The following is a 13,237-nucleotide window of genomic DNA, read 5'->3' as shown; positions in this document are numbered from 1 at the left end:
CCCCCCCCCCCGCGCCGAAACAAAAACCATCTCAATCAGTTAACAGGCAAATGTGTGGCAGGGCGTCGCATATGCGACGCGTCCGCCGTTATTTGTGCGCCAAGAGCGCCTTGACGAGCGGCGCGTCGATCTCGCCCGTCGGCTTCATCTTGTTGTCGGTCTGGAAGGCCATGATGGCGGTCTTGGTCTTGCCGCCCATCACGCCGTCGGCGCCGCCGGCATCATAGCCGTTCTTGTTGAGGATCAGCTGGATGTTCTTCACCGCCTTCTTCATATCGATGCCGGCGGTCGTCTGCGGAGTGCTGTCCTGCCAGGACTCCGGAACGTCGGCCGAGTTGGCGGCCGCGTTGAGCGGCTTGGCCTTCCACAATTCCGTGGCGGCGCGCGCCCGCTCGAGCTGTTCGGGCCTGAGCGCATTGGCGATCTCGTCGCGCTTGGCCGCAGCGTCCTTGTCGCCGGTCTTGGCGACGAGCGCGAACCACTTGTAGGATTCCTCCAGGTTCTGTTTCATGCCGACGCCCTTGGCGGCCAGGATGCCGAGGTTGAACTGGCTGTCTTTGACGCCGAGGTCGGCGGCTTCCTGGAACCAGTGCGTCGCCGATTCATTGTCGGTCACGCCGTCCGCCGCCATGGCGAACAGCACCGCCAGATTGTGCATGGCGCTGGCATTGCCCTGTTCGGCGGCGAGCTGATAGTAGGTCTTGGCCTTCTTGATGTCGCGCGCGACGCCGATGCCTTTTTCGTAGAAATTGCCGATGCGATATTCGGCCGGCGCGAAGCCGAGCTCGGCCGACTGCTCGTACCATTTGGCGGCCGCCTTCATGTCTTCCTTCACGCCGCGCGATTCCGCATAGCGGGAGCCGATCTCGAACAGCGCCTTGGCGTCGCCGCCGGCGGCCGCGTCGTGCAGCGCCACCGGACCGATTTCGGAAGGGATATCGAATTTGGCCGCGGCTGCCTGGCTCCCGGCCGGCGGCACGGCGCCTGTCGCGTCGACGGAAGTGGCCGTCGGTGTGCTGGCGGCGGCGCCCTCGGCTGCCGGACTGGCCGTCATGGGATCCTTGGCCATCGGCTGCGTGTCGCCATCCGTATCCGCCGCGGAGACGGCTGCGGCGGCGGGTTCGGGCGGCGTTGCCGAAGCCATGGGAGCCGGCACCGGCGCGGCAGGCGCAGCAAGCGCCACTGGCGCGGGCGCCGGTTCGGCGGGCATGGCTGCGGCATTTTCGGGACTGGAAGACGTAGAAGCGGCGAGTGCCGCGTCCTTGACGGGCTCGGCCTGCCTGACGGGCCGGGCCGGGCCGCTTTCGTCCTGTGCTGTTTCCGTGTCGACCGTCTGCGGAGAGACGACCGGTGCGGGCTGGTTGTTGGCCGTCTCGACCGGATCTGACAAAAAGGCCTTGCCCAACTGCAGGCCGGCCAGCGCCATCATGATCGCGGCCGCCGCCATCAGGATCGGCTTGCGCCGCGCCTTGAGCAGGTCGCCTATCCTCAGCGCCTTCACCGGGCCGGTCAGGGTCGATTGCCGCTTCAGCGTGTCGGCTTCCGCGGCTGCGGCCTGGGCCGCGCGGCGGGCCGCGGCGATGAAATCGGACTTGGCGGCATCGCTCTCGTTGCGCTTGACCGGCTGGCCGCCGCGCTCGTCGCGCACGCGTTTCATGATAGCGTTGAGGTCCGGCGCGCCGGAACCGGGCTCCAACGGCCGGTTGGCGGCCTTGGGGTCGAGCGGCTCGTCGATGTCGACGCTTGGCACGTCACCGACCGGCGCAGAGCCGGCAAGCGGCTGCGTGTCCGCATCTTTCTTGCCCTTGAAAGCGCGCGCCAGGCCGCTGAACATCGATCTCCTGCGGCCGGCCGTCTCGCTCTTGTCGCCGATCGCATCCGGCCCGAGGGCCGCCATGGCTGCTGCCGCCGCGGCCTCGGCAGGCGTGCGCGGCGCGTCTGGCTCATCGCGCATGATCGCAGCCGAACGGCCTTCGAGACCGGCCATGTCCCCCGTGAGCGGCAGCGGCTGGTCGATATCCATCGAAGGCGCGTCCTGCACCGCGATCTTACCGCCGCGGCCGCCGCGCTTCCCGGCCGGCTGTGGATCCACCAGTTCGCTGACCGCTTCGCTGGTCTCGTCCGATTCGAGCGAGCCGAGCCTGTCGACAATCTTGAGCAGCGTATCGTGGATCGCCTCGAATGTGCGCGAGTTGCGTTCGTCGGAGCGGCGGGTGAGCGCTTCGAGCGTCTTCAGGTCCTGGGCGAGGCCGGCAACGGCGGTCGCGTTGCTCTGGGCCGTGCTGGACGTCGACTCGGCAAGCGATCTGACGGCGCTCTCGGCCGCCTCGCGCGCCACGGTCAGGATGGAATCGCGCGTGCCCGCCAGCGACTTCTCGATCTCGTTGAGGCGCGGGCTGATGTCCTCGAATTCGGGCAGCGGCGTGCCGGGCTTGGAAAGATGCGCCGACAGGCCGGCGACCTGCGCCTCCAGGCTGCGGATCAGCGCCGGATCGATGCCCGCGACCTGCTGCGCGGACATTTCCAGCCGGCTGGAAATATCCTCGAGCCGGCTTTCCAGCCCGCGGATCGCCGCGTCGTTGGCGGGATCCGGCGTGCGTGTCTCGATGCGCTTGGCCAAAGCGGTGAAGCGGGCGTCGATCACCTCCATGATGCCGGCGCTCTCATCCTGGCGCATGCGCTGGTCGAGCCGGTCCGCGACCTCGTCCAGCCGACGCTCTAGATCGCGAAACAGCATATTGCCCTGTTCCATCGCATCGCCCTGGCGGCGCTCGATTAACATGGACAGTGCCTCGAAGCGCTGTTCCAGGCCTTGGAAGATATGATCGGCGTCGGGCATGGCCTGCGCGCGGTCCATCTTGTCGGTGATCAAGGCGATCTGCTTGCCGAGCCGCTCCATGGCCTGCTCGGGCAGGTCTGCCCTGCCGGCCAACTGATCCACACGGCTGGTAAGAAGGTTGAGGTGATCAATGACTTCCGCGCCGGGCCGCGACTGCGCAACCTCTTCGATCTGCGCCGCCAGGGAGGCCATGCGCTTCTCGATCCGGCCGAAGGTCTCGGGGTCGAAGGCATTGGCCTGCGCGGCCACCGTCGAGGCGACGATGGCGCGGGAAATCTCGTCCAGCCGCTCGTCGATCATGGCCAGCGTCTCGCCGCCGCGCATAGTCTGCTGGCTGGCGAAACGGTCGACCGCGCCGGCAAGCGTGCGCACCTTTTCCTCCAGCGAGCGCAGCGAAAGCGATTCCGGCAGATTGTTGACGGCGCTGCTGATCTGTTCGAGCCGGTCGGTCAGCACCGAAAGGCTCGGGCCTTCCGCGCGCTTGCGCTGATCAGCGTCGACGCGGTCTTCGAAGGCGCTCCAGCGGCGGTCGAAATCGTCCCAGCGGCGGTCGACCTTCTGCACGCTTTCCTCGCGTGCCAGCGTGTCCAGCGCGCCCTTCACCTGTTCCAGTTCTAGCCGCAGCAGGTTGACGCTGCGGTCGTCGCTCTTTTCGGCCAGTGTCTGGATGGCGCCCGAAAGCCGCTCGAATTCGAGACCGAGCTCGGCGCTGCTCTTATCCGGCAGGCCGTTGGCGCCGCCCTGCATAGCGCGGTCGATGTCCTGGCGAAACGCCTCGAATTCGCGCTGCAGGCCGGCGGTCATCTGGTGACGCAATTCCTCGCGCAGCCCGCGCAATTCGACGGCGATCTTGCCGACCATGGCGACGCTGTCTTCCTGGCCGCGCACCCGGTCGATGTCACGCGCGATCGCCTGATAGCCCTGGTCGAAGGCGGGCGCGGCGGGCGCCGGATTTTGCGGCGCGCGCGGTTGCGGCCGCTGATACTGTGAGCCAGGATTCTGCGCCGCCGGGTTCTGCTGCGGCCGGTCCAGGGGTCTTTGCGAGGCATAGGTGTCTTCGTACCAGCGCGGCTGGCCGTAAGGCTGCGTGCTTGGATAACGCGGCTCGACTGGCGGCCGCCGCAGGTCGGGGCGATCGGGCATGTCGGCGCGCGTGCGGTCCAGCCGCTGCTCGAGGGTTTCGAGCGAGCGGTTCAGTTCTTCGAGCGAGGCGTGCGGCCGGCGTTGCCTGCCGGCATTGAGTGTATCGAGATAGGACCGCTTGCTGTTCATCGATGCGCCCGTGTTCAGAATGGCCGGCCGGAGGCCGGTCTCCCATTAGCCTGTCGGAAACGAAGCGAGCCGAGCGGTTTTGCTGCGGAGGAAGACGGGCTTCCTGGGTTTTCACCCACGCTTCGAAAACCGTGAAAAATTCTCTACAGGATAAACACGGGTGACCGACATGCGCACATTTCGCCCAACGTGGTAAACAAGGCGTTAACCAAGCTTAAGAAGCCGCGCATAATCGTGAGCCGCCTGGCGGGTGCGGCATAAAGCTTCGTTTCGACAACGCCCTTGCGTCACCCTGCGGCTGTCGTTATAGAATTGACGTAAACGTAAAAGGTGCGAAGCCGTGCCTCTTGCGATTGACTTGTTGCAACCACGATTGGAAGCACGCCCCCGCTTCCATTCAGGCGACGCTTGGTCCGTGACCGCGACGCCGCCAGGGGAAAGCCAGTGACCATGAAACTTGTTTCGCCCGGCGAAGCCGCGGCCAATACCAATGAGATCCCGGTCGAAGCCGGCGAGGAATTCGTCCGCATCGGCGAGATGGCCAAGAAATACGGTGTGACGCTGCGCACGCTGCGTTTCTATGAAGACAAGGGCCTGCTCAATCCGCATCGCGACGGCTCGACCCGTCTCTATACGCGCCGCGACAAGGCTCGCCTGAAGCTGATCCTGCTCGGCCGCAAGGTCGGGTTCTCGCTGCGCGACGTCAAGCAGATGATGGATCTCTACGATCCGACCGGCACCAACACCAGGCAGTTGCGGCTGGCCCTCGACAAGTCGGAGAAGCAACTCGCCCGCCTGCAGAAGCAGCGCGCGCTGATCGACGACGCCATCGGCGAGTTGAGCAACTCGATGTCCGTCGTGCGCCAGATGCTCGTCGAGCGCACCGCGGCGCCGCAGGCAAGCGCCGCCGGCTGAATCAGCTCTCGTTTAAAATGCAAGCCGCGTGGTTATCGCCGCGCGGCTTTTCCTGCACAACTGCGCCGCGCCAGCTGCAGGTCATGATAGCTCCCCTGCCGACGAATTGATCCGCAATCCAGTTGTGCCCGCGCCTTCAAGAAGCGCTAGCAGGCTCCAGAACGCATCCGGCGCGGCTGTTCCAAAATCCACGGTCAGTTTCTTTGGGCGCACCCAAAGCGAATGGATGATGTCTCCGAATTCTGCGCGTTCCCGGTAGCGCTCATCGTCCGGATCGAACCAGTGCTGGAACCAGGCATTCAGCTTGTCGAGCGGCGGAGACGCCAGCGTGTGGTGGATGACGACATCGTTCCATTGAAGCTGTTCTATCAGCAGGTCAGCACTTCCAATTCTGCCCGAGATCGGCTCGAAGCGCATAATATCGGACTGAAGTTCAACGGGTTCGACCATTTCATCGTTCCTGACGAAGTCGACACAGCATAGCTGCCGAAAGAGCTCGTTTTGGTCGGCGAGTTGGAACTTGACCTCCGCGGCTCCCTGACTGCAGTCTTGCTGCTGTTCTCTTACGAACGCCCTGAATTGATCCAGGTAGTGGCTCTGGATGCTAATGATGAATGCGGCTGGGTCCATGCTGCGAAGTTGCCTCACCGCAGAGGGGCAGACAAGCGGGGGGCCCAAGTTCTGACACGCCCGGTCAAATAAAAATTTTGGCTGCGACGAAGTTGACGTTTACGCAAACGTCAATATTTGCTATCGCAGCATCGACATTGGCCCGGCCTCCTGTCCAGGACGTGGACAGGCGACTTGCTTGGTCGGGCCGGGACCGTAAGGGCGGAGGAAGGCATGACGATCTACAGGGCGCCGATCCAGGACACGCTGTTCGTGCTCAACGACGTGCTGGGTTATCAGCGCTATTCCAATCTTCCGGGCTTCTCGGACGCAACGCCCGACGTTCTCGAGGCGATCCTCGCCGAAGGCGCCAAGCTGGCCGAAAACGTCATGCATCCGCTGAACCGCGTCGGCGACATGGAAGGCTGCGTGCGCCATGACGACGGCTCGGTAACGACGCCGAAGGGTTTCAAGGACGCCTACGACCAGTATCGCGAAGGCGGCTGGATGGGGCTTGCGGCACCCGTCGAGTTCGGCGGCCAAGGCCTGCCCTACACGGTGCACCAGGCTGTTTCCGAATATATGGTTTCCGCCAACATGGCGCTGATGATGTATCCCGGCCTGACGCAAGGCGCGATCGCGGCGATCGTCACCCACGGCACGGAGGAGCAGAAGGCGACATGGCTGCCCAGGCTGATCGAGGGCACCTGGACCGGTACCATGAACCTGACCGAACCGCATTGCGGCACCGACCTCGGCCTGCTGCGCACCAAGGCCGTTCCCAACGGCAACGGCACCTACAGAATTTCCGGCCAGAAGATATTCATCTCCGCCGGCGAGCACGACATGGCGGACAACATCGTCCACCTGGTGCTTGCCCGCGCCGAGGGCGCCCCGGAAGGCGTCAAGGGCATCTCGCTGTTCATTGTGCCGAAATTCAAGCTCGATGCCTCGGGCAATCCCGGTGAGAAGAACACCGTCTTCTGCGGCTCGATCGAGGAGAAGATGGGCATCCACGGCAACTCGACCTGCGTCATGAATTATGACGAGGCGGAGGGGACGCTGCTCGGCGAATTGAACGGCGGCTTGAAGGCCATGTTCACGATGATGAACGAGGCCCGTCTCGGCGTCGGCCTGCAGGGGCTCTCGGTCGCCGAGATCGCCTACCAGAACGCCGTCTCCTACGCCAAGGACCGCCTGCAAGGCCGCTCGCTGTCGGGCGCCAAGGCGCCGGACAAAAAGGCCGACCCGATCATCGTCCATCCCGACATCCGCCGCTCGCTGATGACCATGAAGGCCTTCAACGAGGCCGGCCGCGCGCTGGCGCTGTGGACGGCGATCAAGTCCGACGTCGCGCACCGTTCCGGTGACGACAAGGACCGCCAGGCGGCCGACGACTACACCGGCCTGATGACCCCGGTGGTCAAGGGCGTGCTCACCGACAAGGGTTTCGACCATGCGGTCATGGCGCAGCAGGTGTTCGGCGGCCACGGCTACATCGAAGAACACGGCATGAGCCAGTTCGTGCGCGACGCCCGCATCGCCATGATCTATGAAGGCGCCAACGGCGTCCAGGCGCTCGACCTCGTCGGCAGAAAGCTGGCGCAGAATGGCGGTCGCGCCGTGCAGGCCTTCTTCAAGGAAGTCGGCGAGTTCTGCGAGGAAAACCGCACTGATGAGAAGATGGCGCCCTTCACCAAGGCGCTGAAGAAGGGCCTCAACGACCTGCAGGCGGCCACCATGTGGCTGGTGCAGAACGCCATGGCCAAGCCCGACAATGCCGGTGCGGCCTCGAGCGACTACATGCATCTCTTCGGCCTGGTGGCGCTGGGCTACATGTGGGCGCAAATGGCGAAATCCGCTGAGGCGAAGCTCGCGGACGGCGCCAACGGTGCTGGCGCGTTCTACGACGCCAAGCTCACGACCGCGCGCTTCTTCATGGAGCGCGTCATGCCGGAAACGGCGGCGCGTCTCGCCCGCATAACGAGTGGCGCGGACACGCTAATGGCGCTGCCGGCGGAAGCGTTCTAGGTTTGGCGGGCCGGCACCGCCGGCCCACAAGTGTCGGAACGCGGAGGAAATCGTGGCGACAAATCCAGCCGAAATTCTTGGTCTTCCAAAGCCCGCCTGGGCGGCGGACGAGGTCGGCATGCTCTACGATATGGCATCGCGCTTCATGGCCGAGGAGATCGCGCCGCGTTACGACGAGTTCGAGAAGAACGAGATGTTCGACCGCGAGAGCTGGCTGAAGGCGGGAGCGGCCGGCCTGCTCTGCGCTTCCATGCCGGAGCAATACGGCGGCTCCGGCGGCACCTTCGCGCATGAGAGCGCCATCATCGAGGCGATCGGCCATGTCGGCGTCGACGGCTTCGGCATCGGCCTGCACAATTCGATCGTAGCACCCTACATCCTGCATTACGGTTCCGAAGAGCAGAAACAGAAATGGTTGCCCAAGCTCGCGACCGGCGAGCTGATCGGCGCCATCGCCATGACCGAGCCCGGCGCCGGCTCCGACCTGCAGGGCGTCAAGACCCGCGCCGAGAAGGACGGCAACCATTACAAGATCAGCGGCTCGAAGACCTTCATCACCAATGGCCAGCTCGCTAACTTGATCATCGTCGTCACCAAGACAGATCCGGACAAGGGCGCCAAGGGCACGTCGCTGATCGTCGTCGAGACCGATGAGGTGGAGGGCTTCGAGCGCGGCCGCAACCTCGACAAGATCGGGCTGAAGTCGAACGACACGTCCGAGCTGTTCTTCAACGACGTGCGCGTGCCGACCTCCAACCTGCTCGGCGACGAGGAAGGCAAGGGCTTCGTCCAGCTGATGCAGCAATTGCCGCAGGAGCGGCTGCAGATCGGCACCGGGGCGATCGCCATGATCGAGCGGGCGCTGGCGCTGACTATCGACTACGTCAAGGAACGCAAGGCCTTCGGCAAGGCGGTCATCGAGTTCCAGAACACCCAGTTCAAGCTGGCCGAATTGAAGACCGAGGCCACGATCGGCCGCGTCTTCTACAATGACTGCGTCGCCCGCCATATCGATGGCGGTCTCGACCCGGTGACCGCCTCGATGGCCAAATACTGGCTCAGCGATCTGCAGGGCAAAGTCGTCGACGAATGCCTTCAACTGCACGGCGGCTATGGCTACATGAATGAATATCCGATCGCCCGCATGTACCGCGATGCACGCGTCCAGCGCATCTACGGCGGCACCAACGAAATCATGAAATTGCTGATCGGGCGCTCTCTGTGAGCGCGGCGGCCGGCAAAGCCAAGGAGCACGAAAATGACTGAGGCTTACGTCTATGACGCCGTGCGCACGCCGCGTGGCAAGGGCAAGAAAGATGGCTCGCTGCACGAGGTGCCGGCGGTGCGGCTCGCCGCAAGGACGCTTGAGGCGCTGCGCGACCGCAACGGGCTCGACACCGGCAATGTCGACGACATCATCTTCGGCTGTGTCGATCCGGTCGGCGAGGCGGGCTCCGTCATTCCGCGTGCAGCCGCCTTCGAGGCCGGCTACGCGACCTCGGCGCCCGGCATGCAGATATCGCGCTTCTGCGCCTCGGGTCTCGACGCCATCAATTTCGGCGCCGCCAAGATCGCGCAAGGGGCGGATGAGATCGTCATTGCCGGCGGCGTCGAATCCATGTCGCGCGTCGGCATGGGCATGTCGGGCGGCGCCTGGTTCATGGACCCCTCCGTTGGCCTGCCCGGCTGGTTCGTGCCGCAGGGCATCTCGGCCGACCTGATCGCCACCAAATACGGGTTTTCCCGCGACGACGTCGACGCCTACGCCGTCGAGAGCCAGAAGCGAGCCGCCAAGGCCTGGGGCGAGGGCCGTTTCAAGAATTCGGTGATCCCGATCAAGGACCAGAATGGTCTCACCATCCTCGATCATGACGAGCACATGCGGCCCATGACCGACATGCAGTCGCTGGCCTCGCTCAATCCATCCTTCGTCATGCCCGGCGAAATGGGCGGCTTCGACGCGGTCGCCGTGCAGAAACATCCGGAAGTCGAGGAAGTGAACCACGTCCACCATGCCGGCAATTCCTCGGGCATCGTCGATGGCGCCGCCGCCGTTCTGCTCGGTTCCAAGAAGGCCGGCAAGGCGATGGGACTGAAGCCGCGCGCGCGCATCCGCGCCTTCGCCAATATCGGCTCGGAACCGGTGCTGATGCTGACCGGCCCGGTCGACGTCACCGAGAAGCTCCTGAAGCGCGCCAAGATGAAGCAGTCGGACATCGACCTGTTCGAGCTCAACGAGGCCTTCGCCTCGGTCGTGCTGCGCTACATGCAGGCCTTCGACATCCCGCACGACCAGATCAACGTCAATGGCGGGGCGATCGCCATGGGCCACCCGCTCGGCGCCACCGGCGCCATGATCCTGGGCACGGTGCTGGACGAGCTGGAGCGCCGCGACCTCAACACCGCGCTGGTCACGCTCTGCATCGGCGCCGGCATGGGCACCGCCACCATCATCGAACGCGTCTGAGGGAGAGAAGAGATGAGCTACACCAATTTCACCCTCGACGTCGACGCCGACGGCATCGCGCTGATCACCTGGGACATGCCGGACCGCTCGATGAACGTCTTCACCGAGGAGGTGATGCGCGAGCTGAATGCCATCGTCGATCACGTGGCCGGCGATGCCGCCGTCAAGGGCGCGGTCATCACCTCGGGCAAGGACTCTTTCTCCGGCGGCGCCGACATCACCATGCTGCAGAAGATGCTGGCCACTTTCGCCGCCGACAAGGAGAATGACCTTGAGAAGGCGACCAAGGCGCTGTTCGACAATGCCGGCTATATGACCGGTCTTTTCCGCAAGATCGAGACCTGCGGCAAGCCGTTTGTGTCGGCGATCAACGGCACCTGCATGGGTGGCGCCTTCGAAATGTCGCTCGCCTGCCATGGCCGCATCGCCGCCGATTCCGACAAGGTGAAGATGGCGCTGCCCGAAGTGAAGATCGGCATCTTCCCCGGTGCCGGCGGCACCCAGCGCGTGCCGCGGCTGACCGACCAGCAGCAGGCGCTGCAGATGCTGACCACCGGGCAGAACCTGACGCCGCAAAAGGCGAAGGCGATGGGCCTGATCCACGAGATCGCCGAGCCTTCGAAACTGGTCGAGACCGCCAAGGCGATGATCAGGAACGGCCTGAAACCGGTGGCGCCCTGGGACGAGAAGGGCTTCAAGCTGCCGGGCGGTCCGATCTATTCGGCGGCCGGCGCCAATCTCTGGCCGCCGGCGATCGCCATCCTGCGTCGCGAAACCTATGGCAATTATCCAGCCGCGGCCGCGATCCTGAAATGCGTCTATGAAGGCCTGCTGGTGCCGTTCGACACTGCGCTCAGGATCGAGCAGCGCTATTTCACCGAGATCATGCAGTCGAAGGAAGCAGCGGCGATGATCCGCTCGCTGTTCGTCTCGCTGCAGGAGCTGAACAAGGGCGCGCGCCGTCCGGCCGGCGTGCCGGAGACCAGGTTCCAGAAGATCGGCATCCTCGGCGCCGGCTTCATGGGCGCCGGCATCGCCTATGTCACCGCACGAGCCGGCATTCCCGTGGTGCTGCTCGACCGCGATCTGCCGTCGGCCGAGAAGGGCAAGGCGCATTCCGACAGCCTGATGGCCGATCAAATCAAGAAGGGCCGCGCCAAACCCGAGGACAAGGACAAGCTTCTGTCGTTGATCACCCCGACGGAGGACTATGCCGACCTTGCCGGCTGCGATCTCGTCGTCGAAGCGGTCTTCGAGCATTCGAGCGTCAAGAAGGAAGCCACGGAGAAGGCCGAAGCGGTGCTGAAATCATCGGCGATCTTCGCTTCCAACACGTCCACCATCCCGATCACGGCGCTGGCGAAGAATTCGGCGCGGCCGAAGAACTTCATCGGCATCCACTTCTTCTCGCCGGTCGACAAGATGATGCTGGTCGAGATCATCCTCGGCAAGAAGACGGGCGACAAGGCCTTGGCAGTCGCCTTCGACTTCGTGCGCGCCATCAAGAAGACGCCGATCGTCGTCAACGACACGCGCGGCTTCTACGTCAACCGCTGCGTGCTCCGCTACATGTCGGAAGCCTACAAGATGCTGATCGAGGGCGTTCCGGCGCCGATGATCGAGAACGCCGCCAAGGCCGCCGGCATGCCGGTTGGCCCGCTGGCGCTGACCGACGAGACGGCCGTCGACCTCGCCCAGAAGATCATGAAGCAGACCATCAGGGATCTGGGCGAAAAGGCCGTCGATCCCGGGCAGATGGCGCTGATCAACACCATGGTCGACACGCATGGCCGCTTCGGCCGCAAGAACGGCAAGGGTTTCTACGATTATCCGGCGAAGCCGGCGAAGAAGAAGCTGTGGCCAGGCCTGAAGGATCTCTATCCGCAGCTGAAGCCCGAAAAGGTCGACTATGAGGAGCTGAAGCAGCGCCTCTTGGTGACCATCGCGCTGGAAGCGGCGCGGGTGATGGAAGAAGGCATTGTCACCGATCCGCGCGAGGCGGACGTCGGCTCGATCCTCGCTTTCGGCTTCGCTCCCTTTACCGGCGGCGCGCTATCCTACATCGACGGCATCGGCGCCAAGCGTTTCGTCAAGATCGCCAAGGGGCTGCAGAAGAAGTATGGCGCCGAGTTCAAGGCGCCGAAGCTTCTGCTCGACATGGCCGAGAAGGGCGAGACCTTCTACCAGCGCTTCGACCCTTACCGGAAGGGCGAGGTCCGAGAGGCGGCCTGATCAACCCAAGATGTATGTCTGGGGGCGAATGGCGCGCACCATGGCCACGGCGTCCAGCCGTGGCCCCTACAGGGTCGGCGACGAAAGCCGGCTCGATTAGTGTGCGGAACCACGCACATCTGTGCCTGCGTATCACTTTACATCCCGGTCCACCGCTACCGGTGGACAATGGTGTGGTCGCGCGCTAGACAGGCATGAGGCATTTTTTCCTGTTTGAAGGAGAGCGCGCGTGCTCTCACACGATCGCGTATGGGCCGCCATTGACGCTCTCGCCGAGCGCTATTCACTATCGGCTTCCGGTCTTGCCCGGCGCGCGGGCCTCGATTCGACGGCCTTCAACAAGTCGAAGCGCCTGTCTTCCGACGGCCGGCCGCGCTGGCCCTCGACCGAATCGCTGGCCAAGATCATCGAGGCCACCGGCGCGTCGCTCGAGGAATTCACCGGACTGGTCGAAGGGCGCGGCGGCGCCTCCATAGCCCAACAGCGCAGCGCCGTCCCGTTGCTTGGTTTCGCCCAGGCCGGCGCGGGAGGCTTCTTCGACGATGCCGGCTATCCGGCAGGGCAGGGCTGGGATCTGGTCGAGCTTCCGGCGCGGGCGACCGAGACGTCCTACGCACTGCAGGTGCAGGGCGATTCCATGCTGCCGCTCTACCGCAATGGCGATGTTCTGATCGTCGAACCGGGCGCGCCGACGCGCAAGGGCGACCGTGTCGTCGTCAAGACCACCGCCGGCGAGGTGATGGCCAAGGTGCTCGACCGGCAAACGGTGAAATCGATCGTGCTGGTTTCGCTCAACCCCGCCCATCCGGACCGCGACATCCCGACGCGCGATATCGAATGGATGGCGCGCATCGTGTGGGCGAGCCAGTAGG

Annotated in this window: 8 protein-coding genes; 6 read left to right on the top strand and 2 right to left on the bottom strand. The window is 64.4% G+C overall.

Annotated elements, in window-relative coordinates:
- Window positions 1-88 precede the first annotated feature (88 nt).
- Window positions 89-4,111 (bottom strand): SEL1-like repeat protein, encoded by a 4,023-nt coding sequence (locus tag LB535_RS16025; RefSeq protein ID WP_224632887.1) that lies wholly within the window; start codon window positions 4,109-4,111, stop codon window positions 89-91.
- Window positions 4,112-4,561: 450 nt separating this feature from the next.
- On the opposite strand from LB535_RS16025, the gene LB535_RS16020 reads away from it, so the two are divergent.
- Window positions 4,562-5,026 carry a MerR family transcriptional regulator gene (locus LB535_RS16020; protein ID WP_095766190.1) on the top strand — a complete coding sequence of 155 codons (465 nt, stop codon included), beginning with the start codon at window positions 4,562-4,564 and terminating at the stop codon, window positions 5,024-5,026.
- An 81-nt stretch (window positions 5,027-5,107) separates the two neighbouring features.
- On the opposite strand, the gene LB535_RS16015 is transcribed toward LB535_RS16020, so the two are convergent.
- Window positions 5,108-5,476, bottom strand: a complete 369-nt coding sequence (locus LB535_RS16015; protein WP_224632886.1) for a hypothetical protein — start codon at window positions 5,474-5,476, stop codon at window positions 5,108-5,110.
- A 393-nt stretch (window positions 5,477-5,869) separates the two neighbouring features.
- On the opposite strand from LB535_RS16015, the gene LB535_RS16010 reads away from it, so the two are divergent.
- From LB535_RS16010 to LB535_RS15990, 5 genes are all read left to right on the top strand, one after another.
- Complete coding sequence (locus LB535_RS16010) at window positions 5,870-7,666, top strand: acyl-CoA dehydrogenase (RefSeq protein ID WP_224632885.1); 1,797 nt, start codon at window positions 5,870-5,872, stop codon at window positions 7,664-7,666.
- A gap of 52 nt (window positions 7,667-7,718) precedes the next feature.
- The gene (locus tag LB535_RS16005; RefSeq protein ID WP_224544964.1) at window positions 7,719-8,891 is read left to right on the top strand and encodes an acyl-CoA dehydrogenase family protein; all 1,173 of its coding nucleotides are present in this window, start codon (window positions 7,719-7,721) and stop codon (window positions 8,889-8,891) included.
- 33 nt (window positions 8,892-8,924) lie between these two features.
- On the top strand, window positions 8,925-10,133 hold the full coding sequence (locus LB535_RS16000; protein ID WP_224632884.1) for an acetyl-CoA C-acetyltransferase: 1,209 nt from the start codon (window positions 8,925-8,927) through the stop codon (window positions 10,131-10,133).
- A 12-nt stretch (window positions 10,134-10,145) separates the two neighbouring features.
- A complete protein-coding gene (locus LB535_RS15995) occupies window positions 10,146-12,365 on the top strand; it encodes a 3-hydroxyacyl-CoA dehydrogenase NAD-binding domain-containing protein (RefSeq protein WP_224632883.1) in 2,220 nt (739 codons plus the stop codon).
- A gap of 229 nt (window positions 12,366-12,594) precedes the next feature.
- The gene (locus LB535_RS15990) at window positions 12,595-13,236 is read left to right on the top strand and encodes a helix-turn-helix transcriptional regulator (protein ID WP_224632882.1); all 642 of its coding nucleotides are present in this window, start codon (window positions 12,595-12,597) and stop codon (window positions 13,234-13,236) included.
- The last annotated feature ends 1 nt before the right edge of the window (window position 13,237 follow it).

The organism is Mesorhizobium sp. CA10, from assembly GCF_020165285.1.
Classification (GTDB): domain Bacteria; phylum Pseudomonadota; class Alphaproteobacteria; order Rhizobiales; family Rhizobiaceae; genus Mesorhizobium.
Note: the sequence above shows the minus strand (reverse complement) of the source record. Positions and strands in the feature narration are given on the sequence as shown.

Excerpts from the sequence above, each read along its gene's own strand:
- LB535_RS16015 (WP_224632886.1), bottom strand. The coding sequence starts at position 5,476 with ATGGTCGAACCCGTTGAACTTCAGTCCGATATTATGCGCTTCGAGCCG.
- LB535_RS16025 (WP_224632887.1), bottom strand. The coding sequence starts at position 4,111 with ATGAACAGCAAGCGGTCCTATCTCGATACACTCAATGCCGGCAGGCAA.
- LB535_RS16010 (WP_224632885.1), top strand. The coding sequence starts at position 5,870 with ATGACGATCTACAGGGCGCCGATCCAGGACACGCTGTTCGTGCTCAAC.
- LB535_RS16020 (WP_095766190.1), top strand. The coding sequence starts at position 4,562 with ATGAAACTTGTTTCGCCCGGCGAAGCCGCGGCCAATACCAATGAGATC.
- LB535_RS15995 (WP_224632883.1), top strand. The coding sequence starts at position 10,146 with ATGAGCTACACCAATTTCACCCTCGACGTCGACGCCGACGGCATCGCG.
- LB535_RS16000 (WP_224632884.1), top strand. The coding sequence starts at position 8,925 with ATGACTGAGGCTTACGTCTATGACGCCGTGCGCACGCCGCGTGGCAAG.